Source organism: Pseudomonas sp. TE50-2 (assembly GCF_040813665.1).
In the GTDB taxonomy this organism is placed as follows: Bacteria; Pseudomonadota; Gammaproteobacteria; order Pseudomonadales; family Pseudomonadaceae; genus Aquipseudomonas; species Aquipseudomonas soli.
This window is the reverse complement of sequence record NZ_JBFNXN010000002.1, coordinates 1-15,440: the sequence shown is the minus strand read 5'-3', so window position 1 is coordinate 15,440 and position 15,440 is coordinate 1. Positions and strand designations below refer to the sequence as shown.

At 64.3% G+C, this 15,440-nt stretch carries 28 protein-coding genes; 23 read left to right on the top strand and 5 right to left on the bottom strand.

What is annotated here, in order from left to right; genetic code table 11:
- Nucleotides 1-202: 202 nt before the first annotated feature.
- The 17 genes from AAHK21_RS26870 (at nucleotide 203) to AAHK21_RS26790 (ending at nucleotide 9,454) form a co-directional block, all read left to right on the top strand.
- Complete coding sequence (locus AAHK21_RS26870) at nucleotides 203-1,102, top strand: hypothetical protein (protein WP_367859070.1); 900 nt, start codon at nucleotides 203-205, stop codon at nucleotides 1,100-1,102.
- A gap of 766 nt (nucleotides 1,103-1,868) precedes the next feature.
- Nucleotides 1,869-2,204 carry a hypothetical protein gene (locus tag AAHK21_RS26865; protein WP_367859069.1) on the top strand — a complete coding sequence of 112 codons (336 nt, stop codon included), beginning with the start codon at nucleotides 1,869-1,871 and terminating at the stop codon, nucleotides 2,202-2,204.
- 123 nt (nucleotides 2,205-2,327) lie between these two features.
- Nucleotides 2,328-2,747: a hypothetical protein gene (locus tag AAHK21_RS26860; protein WP_367859068.1), complete on the top strand. Its 420-nt coding sequence runs from the start codon at nucleotides 2,328-2,330 to the stop codon at nucleotides 2,745-2,747.
- A 69-nt stretch (nucleotides 2,748-2,816) separates the two neighbouring features.
- The gene (locus tag AAHK21_RS26855; RefSeq protein WP_367859067.1) at nucleotides 2,817-4,388 is read left to right on the top strand and encodes a hypothetical protein; all 1,572 of its coding nucleotides are present in this window, start codon (nucleotides 2,817-2,819) and stop codon (nucleotides 4,386-4,388) included.
- 56 nt (nucleotides 4,389-4,444) lie between these two features.
- A complete protein-coding gene (locus tag AAHK21_RS26850; protein WP_367859066.1) occupies nucleotides 4,445-5,278 on the top strand; it encodes a hypothetical protein in 834 nt (277 codons plus the stop codon).
- A gap of 33 nt (nucleotides 5,279-5,311) precedes the next feature.
- Nucleotides 5,312-5,581, top strand: coding sequence for a hypothetical protein (locus AAHK21_RS26845; RefSeq protein ID WP_367859065.1), 270 nt, complete (start codon nucleotides 5,312-5,314; stop codon nucleotides 5,579-5,581).
- Nucleotides 5,582-5,630: 49 nt separating this feature from the next.
- Nucleotides 5,631-5,831 (top strand): hypothetical protein, encoded by a 201-nt coding sequence (locus AAHK21_RS26840; RefSeq protein ID WP_367859064.1) that lies wholly within the window; start codon nucleotides 5,631-5,633, stop codon nucleotides 5,829-5,831.
- Nucleotides 5,832-5,890: 59 nt separating this feature from the next.
- Nucleotides 5,891-6,127, top strand: a complete 237-nt coding sequence (locus tag AAHK21_RS26835; RefSeq protein ID WP_367859063.1) for a hypothetical protein — start codon at nucleotides 5,891-5,893, stop codon at nucleotides 6,125-6,127.
- A gap of 32 nt (nucleotides 6,128-6,159) precedes the next feature.
- Nucleotides 6,160-6,417, top strand: a complete 258-nt coding sequence (locus AAHK21_RS26830; RefSeq protein ID WP_197865823.1) for a hypothetical protein — start codon at nucleotides 6,160-6,162, stop codon at nucleotides 6,415-6,417.
- A gap of 37 nt (nucleotides 6,418-6,454) precedes the next feature.
- A complete protein-coding gene (locus AAHK21_RS26825; protein ID WP_367859062.1) occupies nucleotides 6,455-6,712 on the top strand; it encodes a hypothetical protein in 258 nt (85 codons plus the stop codon).
- An 86-nt stretch (nucleotides 6,713-6,798) separates the two neighbouring features.
- Nucleotides 6,799-6,987: a hypothetical protein gene (locus AAHK21_RS26820; RefSeq protein WP_367859061.1), complete on the top strand. Its 189-nt coding sequence runs from the start codon at nucleotides 6,799-6,801 to the stop codon at nucleotides 6,985-6,987.
- Nucleotides 6,988-7,168: 181 nt separating this feature from the next.
- Complete coding sequence (locus AAHK21_RS26815) at nucleotides 7,169-7,423, top strand: hypothetical protein (RefSeq protein ID WP_367859060.1); 255 nt, start codon at nucleotides 7,169-7,171, stop codon at nucleotides 7,421-7,423.
- Nucleotides 7,420-7,755: a hypothetical protein gene (locus AAHK21_RS26810; RefSeq protein ID WP_197865826.1), complete on the top strand. Its 336-nt coding sequence runs from the start codon at nucleotides 7,420-7,422 to the stop codon at nucleotides 7,753-7,755. Before AAHK21_RS26815 ends, AAHK21_RS26810 begins: the two co-directional genes overlap by 4 nt.
- Nucleotides 7,752-8,021, top strand: coding sequence for a hypothetical protein (locus AAHK21_RS26805; protein ID WP_367859059.1), 270 nt, complete (start codon nucleotides 7,752-7,754; stop codon nucleotides 8,019-8,021). The genes AAHK21_RS26810 and AAHK21_RS26805 overlap by 4 nt, the downstream gene beginning before the upstream one ends.
- Nucleotides 8,018-8,749, top strand: coding sequence for a hypothetical protein (locus AAHK21_RS26800; protein WP_367859058.1), 732 nt, complete (start codon nucleotides 8,018-8,020; stop codon nucleotides 8,747-8,749). The genes AAHK21_RS26805 and AAHK21_RS26800 overlap by 4 nt, the downstream gene beginning before the upstream one ends.
- On the top strand, nucleotides 8,716-9,024 hold the full coding sequence (locus AAHK21_RS26795) for a hypothetical protein (RefSeq protein ID WP_367859099.1): 309 nt from the start codon (nucleotides 8,716-8,718) through the stop codon (nucleotides 9,022-9,024). Before AAHK21_RS26800 ends, AAHK21_RS26795 begins: the two co-directional genes overlap by 34 nt.
- 229 nt (nucleotides 9,025-9,253) lie before the next feature.
- Nucleotides 9,254-9,454 (top strand): hypothetical protein, encoded by a 201-nt coding sequence (locus tag AAHK21_RS26790; protein WP_367859057.1) that lies wholly within the window; start codon nucleotides 9,254-9,256, stop codon nucleotides 9,452-9,454.
- 58 nt (nucleotides 9,455-9,512) lie between these two features.
- On the opposite strand, the gene AAHK21_RS26785 is transcribed toward AAHK21_RS26790, so the two are convergent.
- The 5 genes from AAHK21_RS26785 to AAHK21_RS26765 all read right to left on the bottom strand — a co-directional run bounded on the left by AAHK21_RS26785 (nucleotide 9,513) and on the right by AAHK21_RS26765 (nucleotide 12,011).
- Nucleotides 9,513-9,752 carry a hypothetical protein gene (locus AAHK21_RS26785; protein WP_367859056.1) on the bottom strand — a complete coding sequence of 80 codons (240 nt, stop codon included), beginning with the start codon at nucleotides 9,750-9,752 and terminating at the stop codon, nucleotides 9,513-9,515.
- 12 nt (nucleotides 9,753-9,764) lie between these two features.
- On the bottom strand, nucleotides 9,765-10,409 hold the full coding sequence (locus AAHK21_RS26780) for a ParA family protein (protein WP_367859055.1): 645 nt from the start codon (nucleotides 10,407-10,409) through the stop codon (nucleotides 9,765-9,767).
- A 134-nt stretch (nucleotides 10,410-10,543) separates the two neighbouring features.
- Nucleotides 10,544-10,951, bottom strand: a complete 408-nt coding sequence (locus AAHK21_RS26775) for a hypothetical protein (protein ID WP_367859054.1) — start codon at nucleotides 10,949-10,951, stop codon at nucleotides 10,544-10,546.
- A gap of 23 nt (nucleotides 10,952-10,974) precedes the next feature.
- Nucleotides 10,975-11,226, bottom strand: a complete 252-nt coding sequence (locus AAHK21_RS26770) for a hypothetical protein (RefSeq protein ID WP_367859053.1) — start codon at nucleotides 11,224-11,226, stop codon at nucleotides 10,975-10,977.
- Nucleotides 11,227-11,342: 116 nt separating this feature from the next.
- Nucleotides 11,343-12,011, bottom strand: a complete 669-nt coding sequence (locus AAHK21_RS26765) for a helix-turn-helix domain-containing protein (RefSeq protein ID WP_197865835.1) — start codon at nucleotides 12,009-12,011, stop codon at nucleotides 11,343-11,345.
- A 170-nt stretch (nucleotides 12,012-12,181) separates the two neighbouring features.
- On the opposite strand from AAHK21_RS26765, the gene AAHK21_RS26760 reads away from it, so the two are divergent.
- From AAHK21_RS26760 to AAHK21_RS26735, 6 genes are all read left to right on the top strand, one after another.
- Nucleotides 12,182-12,397, top strand: a complete 216-nt coding sequence (locus tag AAHK21_RS26760; RefSeq protein WP_367859052.1) for a hypothetical protein — start codon at nucleotides 12,182-12,184, stop codon at nucleotides 12,395-12,397.
- Nucleotides 12,394-12,810, top strand: a complete 417-nt coding sequence (locus AAHK21_RS26755; protein ID WP_367859051.1) for a hypothetical protein — start codon at nucleotides 12,394-12,396, stop codon at nucleotides 12,808-12,810. The genes AAHK21_RS26760 and AAHK21_RS26755 overlap by 4 nt, the downstream gene beginning before the upstream one ends.
- Entirely contained in the window at nucleotides 12,810-13,265 is a 456-nt protein-coding gene (locus AAHK21_RS26750; RefSeq protein ID WP_367859050.1) for a hypothetical protein, read from the top strand. Before AAHK21_RS26755 ends, AAHK21_RS26750 begins: the two co-directional genes overlap by 1 nt.
- Nucleotides 13,235-13,450, top strand: a complete 216-nt coding sequence (locus tag AAHK21_RS26745) for a hypothetical protein (RefSeq protein ID WP_367859049.1) — start codon at nucleotides 13,235-13,237, stop codon at nucleotides 13,448-13,450. Before AAHK21_RS26750 ends, AAHK21_RS26745 begins: the two co-directional genes overlap by 31 nt.
- Nucleotides 13,451-13,578: 128 nt before the next feature.
- On the top strand, nucleotides 13,579-14,904 hold the full coding sequence (locus AAHK21_RS26740; RefSeq protein ID WP_367859048.1) for a tyrosine-type recombinase/integrase: 1,326 nt from the start codon (nucleotides 13,579-13,581) through the stop codon (nucleotides 14,902-14,904).
- A 29-nt stretch (nucleotides 14,905-14,933) separates the two neighbouring features.
- On the top strand, nucleotides 14,934-15,155 hold the full coding sequence (locus AAHK21_RS26735) for a hypothetical protein (protein ID WP_367859047.1): 222 nt from the start codon (nucleotides 14,934-14,936) through the stop codon (nucleotides 15,153-15,155).
- The last annotated feature ends 285 nt before the right edge of the window (nucleotides 15,156-15,440 follow it).

Here is a 15,440-nt window from a genome sequence, read left to right as displayed (position 1 = left end):
AAACCGCATTGGCTACTCGACCTGGCAAGGGAGAGTCTATGCGCTGACCATGTTTTAGGCAAGCCCCGCAAGGGGAAGACATGATGTTAGGCAAGGCCTCTATGGCCGGCCGCGCTGCACGTTTGTGCCGGTGCGCCCGGTCCAGGCTCGGCAGCAGCCGAGCGAGCGTTACGTGTAACGCACAACTGCGTCGGGTGAGCGTATGAAGCTCGCCCCCGTGCGGCCCGTGCTTGCCACCTCGGTGCGCGGCGCCCAGTTCAATGGCCTGGCCAACATCCCGCCGCGCTCGGTCAAGCGCCGTAAGCCCGTCGGCACCGTCGACCGCTCGCAGCAGCCGCGCCGCCTACGCGGCCTTTCCGATAAGCAGAAGTTCGTTTTCGACGGCCTGCTGGGCAAGGCCGAGGAACGCATTCAGGAAGAGGCCAAGTGCCGGCAAACGCGCTGGCTGCGCCGCTTTGACTGTCTCAGCCGTTACGGATACCGCACCTACCAGCAGAAATGGGACACCCTGGCGCGCATCGCCGGGCCGTTGCTGGCCCGCCTGGACCTGTCGACCATGGTGCTTGGCTACTATCAGGACGGCGAGTACCGGCTGAACCGCCAGCGCGGCCTGTCCGAAGACTCCGGCGTCAATGAGTGGACCGTATCGCGCCTGCTCACCGATCTGGAGGCGGCGAAGTACATCCGCCGCAAGCAGCGCCGAATCTTCCACAACGGCAAGCAGTGGATCACCCGGACCACCATCAACGTGCGCGCCCAGTTCTTTATCGACTTGGGCCTGGGGCATCTGTTGGCCGAGGCGCGTAGCGCACAGAAAACCAAGCTCAAGACCGCTGTCACCAAACACGCCGCCACCGTCAAGGCTGAGGCGTTGGCGGATCAGGCTGACGCCCGAGAGCGCAAGAACTCCCATAACGAGGCCCAGCGCGCCCGCCGCGCCCAGGAGCAGGCCGCCAAGGCCGCCGCCGATCAGGCCTACAAGGTCGACTATAACCACGCCTGGAACGAGTTCCTTGTGTCGACGGGCCTACGCGGCAATGCCGCTGCCGTCGAGTTCGTCAGGCGTTACCCGCACTTCAAGACGAACCCCATACACCGCTGACCGCCCTTCACCCAGCACCGCCACCGGCGGGGCTTCCGCACGCCTGCAGCACGACCAGCCCGCGCAACACCTCCCTGCCCCCCTCGAAATCCCCTTCGACACCACGATTCACCCCTGCACATGCCATCGTTGCAACCGCCGAGCGCGCCAATCAGGCGCCAAGGCGAGACCTGCCGCCGGCGGGGTTTAAACAAATGCAAAACATGCTGTGGAGTGGTACCGAAGGAGCTAAGAAAGAGCCCTTAAAGCGCATAGACCGTGCCATGTGTATAACTCACCCCCCCCTACCCAAATGATGCCTGAGCCACTTCGCGCCTGGAGGCGCGGGCTCAGAGGTCCGCGCAGTGCCGCCGCCGTTCCTCCTGTAAGGCGCCTTCCAGTCGCTATGGGCCGGCGCACGGCCAATCCCGACGCTACGGCGAGCAACGGCCCTTCGCTCCTTCACGCGCCGGCCCTTGGCCTGGTCAGGGCGCTAGCGCGCCCGGTACTCAGCGTGTGGGGGTGGGCCTGGCTCATTCGGTGCCCCTGTCAGCTCCTGCGCCGGCCTTGGCGGCCCTTTCGCCGCCCGCCAGGCCGTGGGTAGGGTTGGCGTGGCGCGTGCCGTGGCGACTTGCTGGCCGTTGCGCGGCGCGGGGTGAGCGGCCGGCGGTCGCGTTCTTTGTAGAAATGTAGATATGTAGATTTGTTGACGCCGTGAGACGACCCCGGTAGAGTCGGCGGCAAGGTCGGGCATTCGCCCTGGACCGCTACCACCGGAGTTAAGCCGATGAGCAAGCAAGCCCCTCACGTGGCCGCCTTGAAACGGGCGTTCCATGAAAAATTCAACCTTCGCGCCAATGTCAGGAACGCCGCCGGCAATCTACGGCCGTGCCTGTTTTTCACGGTGCCGGCGTTTGCCAGCCAGGAGCACCCAGACCGGCCGCTCTTGGTAGCCATTGGCGCCTGGCTGGAGGGTAGTGGGTTTTATCAGTGCCATGACTATCACTGCCAGGGGCTGCTATCCCTGCCGTCCGGCTGGACCTGCTGGAAGGGTGGCGCCGAAGTGCTGGTGCAGTACCATCCCAACTTGGTCCAGGGCGGGGGTAAATTGACGGTGCCGTGACGGCGTTTTAATGTCACCCCCTGCGGGGCCTCTCTAGAATGGCCCTTTCCACGCATAGCGCGCCCAAGGGCGCGCTTTGCCATTTCTGGCCGGACGCCGGCCGCACAGCATTGGAGGCTTTGCATGTTCGTATTGGTGATGCGCGACGGTTCGCGGTCGGAGTTGGTCGACCTGGGGCTGGAGGATGCCATGCGGACATTGGTGCGAAAGCAGGGGGCGTTTCTGGAAATAGCGGCCGATCCGCCGCGACAGTTGCCCTACTCCTTGGCGCTGCAGGAACTGAGCTTGGGCCGTCCTGGGTTGTTCGAGCGCTACAGCGACGACTGGCAGCCGCCGAGTCCTGGCGAGTTTCGCGAGCTGCTGCGCCTGGCGGACCTTGGGCGGTCCGGGGCGGGGCGGCTGGTCGGCGTGTCTCCGGGAAAAATCGGCAAGTGGGTCGGTGGCCAGGGCGAGGTGCCGTATGCGGTGTGGCGCTTGCTGACTGTCTATGTCGGGCTAGTGCCGGCGGATGTGGTCAATCCGGCAGAACTCCCGAAATTGTAGATATCAACAATTGTAGATATCTACAGATCAACATATAATCCCCCCAGGACAACCTGGGAGAATGCTCGCATGCCTCGCAAGACCACCCGTAGCCCGAGGGCGATCCAGCAACAGCGTAAGTACGCCGAGTCGCCGCATGAAATGGGCGACTTCCGCAACGCCTTGGCGCTGCTGCCCGAGGGAGAAGAGGCGTTGCTGTCGCATGCGTCCTATCGGCTGGAGCAGTTCAATGACGCCATGTTGTGCGCCGATGCTCAGGCGATTGAGGCGGCTGGGCTGTTCTATTGGGCAGCTGTGTGGCGCCTGAATGGCGATACCGCGTGGGCCTGCAAGCTCGATGGTGGCGGGCTCGACAGGGTGCAGAAGCATCTAGCCCCGGCTGCCGGTGTGCCGACCCGCTGGGGCGAGTGTGGCGAGTGGCTGCTGGAAGTGGGCGACATGCGTATGTGGGTGCGAGTTGGCTGCAGCAGTCTCGGCGGTGCTCACGGCGTGATGCTGCACGCAGTAGACGCCGACTCGCGGTTCTTGAATGAGCACGGCGAGCACCAGTTGCAGCTATGGCCTGATGCGTTCCTTGGGTTGGACTTCGCTCGCGCGCTGCGCCAGGAAGTCAAGCGCCTGCTGGCGACCGAATGCCAGTCGGTGGTGCTGCGCGAATCGGCCCGCGCCGGCCTCAAGCGTCCCGCGTGGATGGCTGTTGCACTCGGCAGCGTTACGCATAACGGTCAGCAAACCTTGGCCCTGTCGGCGCTGGATGCGCCGGCGGACGAAGCGCAGGCCGCGCCGGGGCAGAAAGGCCCAATGAGTAATGCCGAGCGGCAGCGTTTGTTTCGCCAGCGGAGTAATGAGCGCAAGGCGAAGGCCGAGGCCGAGGGGCTATTGACCGTGGTGCTTAGTGCGCGCGACCGCCTCTACCTGAGCAGCGCCCTGGACTATTACGACTTCCAGTGTCCGCTCGCGGGCGAGTTCATGAAAGGTAATCTACTGGAGCTGTACCGCCGCCTGCAGTCGGGCGATGGCGCCCCCGTGAATTGGCCTGCCGACGAGGATCGCGAAGCGTGGTATTCACGGCAGCTGTGGCATGTGATCTGTGACGACCTCAAGCGCAAGCAGGCCACGGCCCAGGCCGAGCTGGTAGCGGCCCGCGCGGAAATCGACCGCCTGCACGCGCTGCTCAGGCAGATCGGTGGGGAGTTTGGCAGTCAGTCGATTTCTACAAATCAACAAATCAACAAATCAACAGATACGCCGACCAGCGCCGGGCCGGAGGCGTTCAGCCTGCAGCTGCTGCGCAGGCACAAGTGGAAGCACAGCCGCGAGGAAGACGTGGCGTTGGTGGCTGTGCAGGTGGTGCCACATGAAGGGCAGTGGATGTGGTCGGCCTGCCTGTCCTCGCAGAACGGAAATGGCAGTAGTTATGCGCCACTGCCGAAGTGGGGCAAGTTCGCCGCCTCGCCCGGCGCGGCCTTGCAGCAGGGCCTGGCTGAGGTGCGTGCGTTCCGCGAGCGCATCACCCAGGCCGAGCGTAAGCGGCTGGACGTCTGGCTGGCTGGGGAGGCCGCCGAGCGGTTAGCGGAGCTGGGCGTAGCGGGCGATGAAGAAAACAATAAATCTACAAATCAACAAATGTTGATGATTTGAGCCGAGTAGGGCACACTCCGACCAAGAGCGTGCCACCCCTGACGAAGGCCCTATAAATGAAGGATCACGACGACTACCTGGCTTTGCAGCTGTATGGCCTGGAGTGCCGCATGCAGCGCGGCGAGCACTTGCAGGAGGGTGGTCAGCAGTTGGTGCGCGAGTATCGCAAGCTCAAGGCCGCCCAGGGTAGGGGGCTGCGCAAGCCTAAGAAAGATCACTCGGCCGTGGATCAGGCAATGGTCGAGCAGCTGGCTTCTTGTGCTTGTGGTGCTTGTGGCGGAAGCCTTAAGCAGTCTCGCTCGGGCTCGCTGCGCGCGGTGTGCCAGGCCTGTGGCGAGCGCTGGGATTTCCAGGCGGCCGAGGTATTTACCGAGGTTGCCGGGGGCGTCACGGGTGAATGCCGCGAATGCCTTGCTTACTTCACTCCTGGCAACCCTGATTCAGGGTGCGGCATTTGCGCGCGCTGCATGGGCGACCTGCAGTCGGAGCTGTTTGCAGGTGAGAGCCTGGAGAGCTACCGGCGAAAAAGGGCGCTCACTCGGCTGGTGGGTAAAGAGAGGTTCAATGCTTGGCTAGAACTTAAAGGGCTTCCGGTTGATCCCGTGGAGCCCGAGCAGCATGCCTACCTGGCGCCTGTGCTGGAGCGCGGGCGCGACTGGGTGGCCTGCGCGGTTGATCTGCCGAGCGAGGACCGTTTTGGCCTGCTGACCTATATGGTTTATGCCCCTGGCTACAGTGGTGAGCTGTTCGCCTGCCACTTCGCGGCGGGGCAGTGGGAGTTGGCTAGTGGCGGCTATATCGGCAGTGTGACCCACTGGCGCCTGGCGCGGCCTGGCGAGCAGTCGCGCAGCGCCGGCCCTGATGAGCTGCCCGTTACGCGTAACGATTGAAAACCGCCCCGCCACTGACAAGGAGTACCGCCCATGCTTCACGTTTCCCCGCAGATCGCTGCCCAAGCCGGCCAGGCCCTGGCCTTGGAGGAAGTGCTACAGCAGATCCTCCCGCGCCGCCCGGACCTGCAGCGCGAGGTGTTGCGCGCGGCCCTGGTCGCGCAGGCCCAGGCTACCCCGTACAGCCTGCAGGTGTGGGCTGAGCACTGTCTGGAGCGCGTGCGCCGGGGTGAGCCGTTGCCCTGGGAGTCGGGCGAGCCGGCCCAGGATCCCCGATGGGATCACCCCCGCCGCGAGTTCTGAGCGCTGTTGTAACGAACCGAACCCAAACCCACCAGATCGAGGCGACCCGATGAGCGACGATCCCAAGCAACCCGCACCGACCGTGGCCGAGTGGTGTGTGCAGCACGCCAGGCCGGAGCCGGTGAAGCTTGCGCGTTTCGGCGCGGATCCAACGCCGTACAACCTGGAGCTGGTCGAGCAGGTGGCCAGCCCCGAGGGTGTGCGGCTGAAAGTTCGCTATATCCCGCCGTGGGTTCTGCGCGGCCTGTGACCCGTCACACGTTACCGTAACGAACCGAGCCCCACCCCTATAAGATCGAGGATCGCCCCATGAGCACAACCGACAGCAGCCGCGAGGCGTTGCTGGCTGAACAGGCGCCTGCGCTGCAGCACATCACCGCGTGCATTGGCCGGGCGCAGGAGCAATTGCCAAAGGCCGGCCTGTCGCCCGCCGAGGCCGAACTGATTCGCGGGTTTCTGGTGGAGGCCCGTCAGCGTGCGCAGGAGCTGCAGGCCGCCGGCGAACAGCTGGCCCAGCTGCGCAATCTCGTGAACCGTCACGCCTGAACCCCACCCCGCACTCCCAAGGAGCCCCGCCCATGACCGCAACCCCTGCCCCGGCACTGCAAGCCGCTTTCCGCGATGCCAGCTGGTTTCGTCGGCCGGATGTGCGTAGCGTCAAGATGGCCCATGTACTGCGCGCCGACGGCACGCCGGCCTGCGGCCTGGTGGCGATGATGTGCGACCCCGAGCCGGCCGCCGGCGTGCATGTGGCGCTGCGCTGCCGGCGGCCGGGCTGCGCGGGCCGCTGGCCGGACAATGATCCGACCGACGAACACGCGTTCGGCCGTAACTGAACCCCACCCCACCCCATCCCCGCAAGGAGCCCCACCCATGACCACCACCAAACCTCATCCAGCCCCGGCGCCGCTGCTGATTGATCTGGCCGACCTGGCTGCCGACCTGGCGGGCATCGAGCAGGCGTTGGTGCGCTGGAAGGCGCTCGACGCCAAGGCGCAGCAGGCGGGGCGCTTGTCGGTTGATGACGAGGCCGAGCGCAGCCGCGTGTCGGGCATCTACATGCTGCAGGGTCAGCACCTGCTGAACCTCATCGCCGAGCGCGTGCGCCTGGCCCGGCCTGTGGCCGAGTAAGCGAACCCCCACCCTTCAAGATCGAGGCCGCCCGCCTGGCGGGTGGCGTACACTGGCGACCCGCCACTATTCACAAGGAGCGCAACATGGAACTGAGCAAGGTGCATTACATCCTCGAGGCGGAAAGCGCCAAGGAAGCCGAAGTGTTGATCGAACGCGGTTGGAGGCTGATCAACATCGTGGCCACCACCCGCCCCAATGGCCAGGTGCTGCCGTGCTACATCCTTGGCCGGGGGCTGAGTCAGTCGGAGGTGCTGCAGCGCTCTGGCCTGTGATGGCGAAGTGCCCACGCCCTGCGCGTAAGTAGAGATATGTTAAACCCAGGCCCCCAGTCGACCGACGACCGGGGGCCTTTTTTTGTGTCCAGAATTACCACTTTGCTATAAAGTGGGCGACCAGAAATAGGTAAAGTGGTTTTAGCGCAGTACACCCCCTCACTCGAAAAGGAGTTTCACCATGGCCACCCCCGCACCGCTGCCCCTCAGCGCCCTTAACCTGCCCGAGCGGCTGCACGATTACCTCGACATGTGCCTGCGGGTCATCACCCACACCCAAGGCGCCTTGCGTGACCGTAACGAGCAACGCGCCATCGGCGTGGTCGAGGCGCTGCAGTACCTCAAGACGATCAACCGCGCCGAGGGCGACGTGCTGCGCGGCATGATCGAAGGCACCGCCCAGGTCGCGCGCCAGGCCGTGGAGGTGCGGGCATGAGCGGCGAACTGATCCTGATCGGCCCGGTGCCCGTCGAACGCGACCAAGACGGCTGGTGGGAGCACCCTGGTCTACCGGACTTTGACGAAGACGACCACGCGGCCTTTCGGGCGTGGATCACTGAGCAGCGCCTGGAGTTGCGGCAGCGGCTCATGGAGAGCGACCTGAATAGCGATGAGCACCACTATTGGACTGAGGAGTCGTGCAGCTGCGAGGGCTGGAATCCTGAGTCACCGGGGCCTGAGTGGTTCCTGTTGGGGATCTTCGACACCGAAGACGGTCCGTGTGTGAGCTGGGCGCGCCGCGTGGCGGCCGGGGAGGGTGTCGTATGAGTGGGAAGGCGTTCTTTGCTCAGCGGGTCAGGGACGGCCAGGGCGATCCGCGCATCTGGCCGCCGGGCGAGCAGGTGGTGCTGGCCAGCGAGTACGACGCCCTGCGCGCCGAGGTCGAGGCCTGGCGCGCCGATGCCGAGCGCTACCGCTACCTGCGCGACACCGTGGGTATGCGCTACAAGCGCCCCGGTGTCGACATTGCGCGCACCGCCGAGGCCACTGACCAGCTGATTGATGCTGACCGTCTGCACGGGGTGCCAGCATGAAAGAGCGGCCGATACTGTTCAGCGGCGCCATGGTGCGCGCCATTTTGGAAGGCCGAAAGACTGTCACCCGGCGCGTGGTCAAGCCCCAGTACCTTGAGGGGCCGTGGTCGGTGAGGCCTGCTACGGCGCCGAGGCATGCGCGGCACAGTCACGACTGGTGGCTGCCGACCGGTAGTCAGCCCTATGCGGCCCTGCCGCCTTGCCCGTTCGGGCAGGTCGGCGACCGGCTGTGGGTGCGCGAGAGCTGGCAGGACGTGCATCCGGTGCAGGTCGGCGAGGGGCGTTATGCGCAGCCCGGCCGCGCCGGCATCCCTGGGCCTCCCGGTGTGACCTATCAGACGATCTACCGCGCCGACGGGCCTTATCCGCTGGTGTACCACTGTCACGGCCACCCGTACCGCTGCCTGCAGCCCGATCCTGCGCACCTGGCTACGCCGGCGGAGGGCGGTTACACCGGCTGGACGCCGAGCATCCATATGCCGCGCTGGGCCAGCCGTATCCTGCTGGAAGTCACCGCCGTGCGCGTCGAGCGCCTGCAGGCGATCAGTCGGGCGGACATTCGTGCCGAAGGCCTGGTGTGCCCGCCCGAGCTGGCTAGCGACGATGTGTCGCCGAATTACCGCGACTGGTACCCGGCGGCCTTTCGGCGGCTGTGGGAGTCCACTGGCGGCGACTGGGCGGGCAATCCGTGGGTGTGGGTGGTCGAGTTCAGGCGGGTGACGCCATGAGCTGGCCGGTGATGAGTGCCGATGAGCGCGCCTATCGGCGGCTGCTGGTCGACCTGTTCGTGGCCGAGCCGCTGCGGGTGGTCGCGCATGAGGCCTATGCGCGCCTGGCCAAGGCTCGGAGCAAGGTGGCCATTGATGAGGTGGTGCAGGTGGCGCGCGGTCAGCTGCTGCACGCGGGAGAGGTGTACGAGCTGCACGCGCTCGACGGCGAGGCGGTGGCCCAGGTGATCGAGGCGCAGGCGCAGCGCCGCGAGGGCGAGGTGTGGCCACGATGACCCCTTTGCAGCGCAACACGGTGCAGCAGTTGCTGAGCCAGGGCTTTCGCGTGGTCGAGGAAGCCGGCGGGGTCGTGCGCGTTACGCGTAACGGCGATAATCGCGTGGTCCAGGGTGACGGCACGCAAAAGCGCGGCCATCATAGCGTCCCGGTCACTGACGGCCGCAGTCCATCGCAAAGGGGTAGGGTTTGACGCGTTCGGCGTTTACAGAACAGGAATTGGCCCTGTTGGTCGAGAGCCAGGCCGCGCGCGAGTTCATGGTGCAGCGCACCGAGGACGGCGCGCGCTGGGTGCTGCTGGTACGCCGCCGCATGCACTGGGTGCCGGTGCGTTCCAAGCGCGAGAATCCGCGCACCTGGGCCAGCCTTGACACCCTGGAGCGGTTTACCCAAGGGCTCGGCATTGCAGGGTTTCAGGTCGAATCGTGACCGGTCACAGAGCCATAAAAAAGCCCCGCCAATGCGGGGCTTTTGTTTGCCTGCTGGATCAGCCGCGCCGTTTCTCTTGGTAGGCCGTCCACATTTCGCCAATCAGCTTGGTCATGCTGATTCCGCGCTGCACGGACTCCATGTGGATGGCGGTTTTCAGGTCGGCGGGCAGGTTCACGTTTAGGGCGATCTTGGTTTTGGCTGTCGCGGGCTCAAGAGGTTTGAGCGCGGCTGGCGAACCTTTTGCCGAGGGTTTCGGCTTCTTTTGGCTGAGGTTGGTGGGTACGTCGATAGTCATGGGGGGGAATCCTTAGTTGGCCAGGGCGCTGATGGTGTTGATGGCGGATTGAATCATTCTTTCAGCTTTCTGCCGGGGCACGGGGCTGCGCGCTTCGATCACCGACAGGCCGAGGTCATGGGCCATGCTGTAAATGGTCATTTGAGGGACGTAGCCGTCTAGTGTCGCATAGGGCGTTTGCCCTAGGTACTCGCGTGCGGCGGCCAGCTCGCTGTCGCTGTCGCCGGCCGGGTGCAGGGCAAAGGCGATGCGCTGAGGGTCGACGCCGCGTTGCACAAGGCCATTGGCCAGGTCCACGGAGGGCTCCAAGTCATCCAGGCCCAGGGCTGTTGGCAAGATCACGCAATGGGCCTGGGCGGCGGCTTCCACCATTATCTCCGAGGCGAACGCGCCCGGATCAAAAATCACCACGTCATACTCGTCCGCCTCGCGCAGGCACTGCGCCACGCTGGCATAGGGTTTGACCGCAATCGCTGGCAGGTCGGGAAAGCGTGATTGGCGGCGCAGGTTCCACTTGGTGCAAGTGGTCTGCTTGGGGTCGAAGTCGGCAATCAATACGCGCATGCCGGCACCGGCAAAGGCGGTGCCCAGGGCGCGCGCGGTGGCGGATTTCTTCACGCCGCCTTTCTGGCCGGCCATAGCGATGCGAATAGACATGGTTGAACTCCATTCAATAGCGCCATGTTGAAAGCTACATATGTAGAAATCAACATTTCAGCGGATGGGCGCAGTATAGCTACGCGCCCTTATGGGTTCAACAAATATAGAAATGTAGATATGTTGATTCGGCGTTAACCGTAGAGAGGTGCGCGGCCAGCGCCGGCCTGCGGTGTGGTGCGGGTGATGCGGACGGTTTCGAAGTTTGAGCGGGAGCGGCGTTGCGTACGCGGGCGGAGCATGTCGTGGTCGATTTCCAGCGCGGCCGATAGGCAAAGCAGCATGCACAGCGCGCGGGGCACTAACACGCCCAGGGTGAAGCCGCGTGTGACCATATGTAGGCGGTTCTTGGCGCCCAGCTTCTGCTGAATGCCGCGTTCAATCTGGCTGATGGCGAAGTCATCCAGCTGGAGCTGCTTGGCCAAGACTGGGGTCGGGGTGCCGTCGGCCAGGCCAACCAGCGTCAGCAGTTCAGTGCTGGACAGGGTTTGGCCTGGCAGGCCTATAACGTCCTCGCCAGTTACTTCCATGACGGCTTGCATTGTGGCGCATCCTTGCGGCGGGATCAGTTGGAGAGGGTAATTCCGAGGTGTTCGAGCTGGCGGCACATTTGCCGGGCTAGGAGGGCGATTTGTTCGACGTGATCCAGGGACACATAGCCCTCATTGCAGCAGTTGTTGGCGATGGCATAGATGCCGTGTCCAATGCTGCCGGTTTCGCGCACCGACACTAACAGGGCGGCTTGCTTCTGCTGGGCCAATTCGTGGCCTGGAGGTGGGGTGGTGAGTGCTGGGGAAGTGGTGTCGCTGCCGTGCATGGGAGAAAGTCCGTTCTGCCGTTCCTAAGATTCGTGGAAATATACACAATAAGTGTAATGTGAGCCATCAAAAAAGCCCCACTTGGGGGCTTGTTATTCGGACGGCAGATCGGCGGTCAGCGGTCGTGAGCGATCCGAGCGACGCGACCAACGATGGTCAGGCGCTCGAATGCGTCGCGGTCAAGCACTTGCTCGGGATAGCGCTCGGCGTTCTCGGCCGACAATTTATAGCTGCCGTCCAGCTGGGCCGATATCCAGCGCACCCAAATAGCGCTGCTCGGCGCGACGATGGCGTACAGGTCCTGGCCGTCCACGTCGGTGCGCGTTTGGTCGATCAGCACTTCGTCGCCCTCCTCGATCAAGCCGGCCATGCTGGCGTCGACCTGGCGAATGGCGAGCAGGCGGTTTCGATCCAAGCCGCGCTGCTTCAAATAGTCAAGATTGTAGGCGGTGGCGTCAGAGGCTTGTTTGACAGGTACCACGCCTTGCTTGGTCGACAGTTGCGGGCTGTTGGCGGTGATGTAATCCGACAGCGTCATATTGGCGCTGGAGTGCGGGGTGAAACCTTGCAGCCAGCCCGGCGCAACGCCAAACAGTTCACCCAGCTTGATCATCATGTCGGGTGGCGGCATGCGCAGGCCGGTTTCCCAGTTCGAGTAGCGCGACGGGATTACGCGCTCGCCGGTGCGCTCGGTTAGGCGGTTGGCAGTCTCCTCAATGGTCAGTCCTTGGTCTGAACGGCACTGTTTCAGTCGAAGGCCAACGCCGATTTTCAGGTCTGTCATGCTCATTCTCTCTGGCGGCCTGGGGGAATCCCAGGGCCGGGTCACTTGCTGCAATAGTAATAGGTCGACGCTGTAGAGTACACATTTAGTGTATTTCTTACACTTAAGAGCTTGAAAGTGGGAGTTAGTTCGCCATAAGATTCCACGATAAGTGTATCTGAGCACATATCGTGGAATTTAACGCGTGGATCGACAAGATGGGCAAGGGCAAGCCAGGGGTGCGGCGGGCGGCCCAGTTGCTGGGTGAAAACCCCCGCACCGTGTACGCCTGGTATCGAGGTGAGCGCTATCCGGGCTTCATTGCGGCCCGCAATATCGTGCGCGTCTCCTGTGGCCGGGTGGACTACAACGGCATTTTCCGACCGCTCGAACAGGTGGCCCCATGACTAGGCCCGCGCTATTGATCGGCCTGGCCGGCGGCACCGCCGAGGCGCGCAACGCCATCGTGCGCAGCCTGGTGCGCCTGGACCTCGGCTTGGTCGACCTACTGCCGAGCGTGTCGAATCACTGTAGACCGCATATGGAGAGCGTGCGCGCGCGGGCGTTATCGGCTGCCCTGGCCGAATCGCCCCGGCGCCGCGACCCCGGCCTGATCTATGCCCATATCCTCGGTGAGGGTGAGGCCGAGGCGCTGCGGGCGGCAGGCGGCTTCGTCTGGCACCTGTGCCGGCCGTTCTCGCGCACTGTGGCGATTCGGCACGGCGAACTGCTGGTGACCGACCGTTTCGGCGGCCAGGGCGATCACCTCGACCCCGAGGAAGCATTGTCCGAAGTGCTGTTGAAGCGCCGGGCGAGCTGATGGCCAGGCGCGCCTATGACCGCGTCGACCGCCTGTGTGATTCCTGGGCACGCTGGCTGAGCGATGGGCGGACCGCCGAAAGTGGCGGCGCTGACTCGCTGCTGGCCCGGCTGATCGACAGCAAGGGTGAACTCAACTTCGGCGGGGGTGGTGGGGGCTCGCGTGAGCCGCGCGACACGCTGGAGGAGCGGGTGGAAATTCTAGTGTACGAGCTGCGCAAGACCGCGCCGATGTGCGCGGATGCGTTGCGCCTGGAGTACGCCGCGGGCTGTCAGCGTGTGGCCGTGGCGCGGGGTTGGAAGCACTACCAGCCCGGTCTAGATCAATTATCCCATGCCCTGTTACTGGGGGTGTCGCTGCGCACCTACCGGACCCGTCTCGCCGAGGCGCGGGGAAAAATCGCAGTCGAATTCGGATACCACGAATGCTTACCCAAACAGAGCTCGACGACCTGAAAGACCGCTTCGGCCCCGGCGACGTGCTGGCTTCCAAGCTGCTCGGGCAGTACCTGGAACAGCGCACGTTCCTGCTCCAGCTGGTCGACCACTTCGACCGTCCAGGGCCGAGCCCGGAAAAGACTGCCGAGCATTACCAACTGGTCGCCAAGGCGCGCCAGTTGCGCCTCACCTTCAATCCGTAACCCGCAATGACTCACTGCGTAGCCGCTTCGCCTTCGATGCCTGGGTGCTGGGGTAGGGGTGTGCTGCGCCTTCGCCGCGACCCGGCTGTGTAGTCCTGGGCCTGGTCGCCTCAACAAGGAGCCAGGCCATGCCAGACCCTTCCCCGAAAGAAGACCCGCGCACATTGCGGGTACTCGTCTCCGACGCCGCGATCAAGCGGCATTCCCCAATGACCCATGTCCGCCAGCTGGCCGACACGCGCCGGCCGGTGCTATTGCGTTACGGTAACGGCCGTGAGCGTGGCAGCTGGTACGTGCTGAGTTACGCCGGCAATCCGAAAAACCCCTATCACAAGGTCGGTAACTGGCCGGCGCTGAGCGCGGGTGCGTTGTTCGACGCCTTGCCCGGCATCCTGGCGCGCCTGGCGGTCGATCCGGCCACGTCCACCACGCTCGATGGCTGGCAGACCGTGGGTCAGCTGCTCGACTGGTACGGCGACCGCATGCAGCGCGACAGTGGCAAATCCTCGTCACGCAAGCAGGCCGTGGCGACCATCATCAAGAAGCACCTGAAACCCATGCTCGGCAAGCATACCCTGGTGGGCATGAGTCGGGGCGTGGTCGATGCCGAATTGATCTGGCCGCTGCAGGAGCGCTTTTCCCTGGCCTATGTCCGGCAAATCTTTGGCGTGCTGATCGCTGCGTTTCGCTTGGCGTCCCGACTCAAACTGATTGCCAGCAACCCGGTGGCCGGCTTCGAGTTTCCCGATTTCATTCCCGAGGCCATTCCTATTAAAGAAGGGCGGGTGCGCCCTGATCAGATTGCCGCGCTGCTCGCGCACCTGCTGGAGCGGTCCGCCGCTGAGCCGGTGGGGGTGGTGCTGGCATACCTGATGTTGTGCCACGGCACGCGCATTGGCGAGACGCGTATGGCCCGCTGGCAGCAGTTCAACCTGGCGGGCGGTGAGTGGTTCATTCCGGCGCGCCATACCAAGACCGGCGAGGCCCTGGTGCTGCCGCTGACCACGCAAGTCTGCTCGCTGTTGGAGCGCTACCGCAGTTGGCAGCAGTCCCGTGGTTATGGCGGGGTGTTCCTGTTCCCTGGGGTGAAAGGGCGGTGCATGGCGGCGCGGCAAGCCTCCGAATGCTACCAGCGCTTGGGTAATGGCGAGTGGACCGGGCACGACCTGCGCAAGGCGGCGCGCACCGGCTGGGCTGACTTGGATGTGAATTTCTTGGTGGCCGAGGCGCTGCTGAACCATGCCCTCAAGGGGGTGACCGCTGACTACATCCACACCGAGCTGCGCGCCTTGAAACGCACCGCCCTGGAGCGCTGGCACGCCTGGCTCGACGGCCGGGGCCTGGCTGAGCTGCGCGCCGCCGATGTTTTTTTTGCCTCCGAGACAGGGCCGAGATCGAGCGAAACCGGCATTGCCCACAAAGTCACGTCGCGCGCGGGCTGGCTGGGCGTTTGAGCCATCATTAGAAGGGAGAAGGTTAGACCATGAAAAACAGACCCGATAAGCTGGCCCAGCTCGCCGCGCTGGTGGCGAATGACGGTTGGGCGATGACGTTCCAGTCGCTCGGCCAGTACCGGGCGGCCCTCTTGAAAGAGATTGCACGCCTCAATCAGCAGTCCGAGCGGTTGTTGAATGCCCCCGAAAGTTGTTGTTCAGGTTGTTGTATGGCGCGGCAGGTCACGCCGGCCGCTGGGGGTGTGCTGTGACCGGTCACAAGGTCGAGAGGTCGCCCGAGGCGATCCGTAAGGAGGAGTCCAGGGCGCGCCAGGCTGAGGCTGGTTGCGGTCGAATCGAAGTCACCCTTGGGCCGCTGGAGGCGAAGATGCTCGAAGAGTTGCGCGAGCAGCGCGGCGGCGCCGCTGGGGCCTACAGCATCAAGGAGTATTTCGCGACGACGGTTCGCCGTGACCATGCCTTGTTGCAGCAGGAGTTGGGCTGCGTCCAGGGGCGAGTCTGCGAGAACTGCCGCAAGCCTCTGCCGCAAGGCTGTG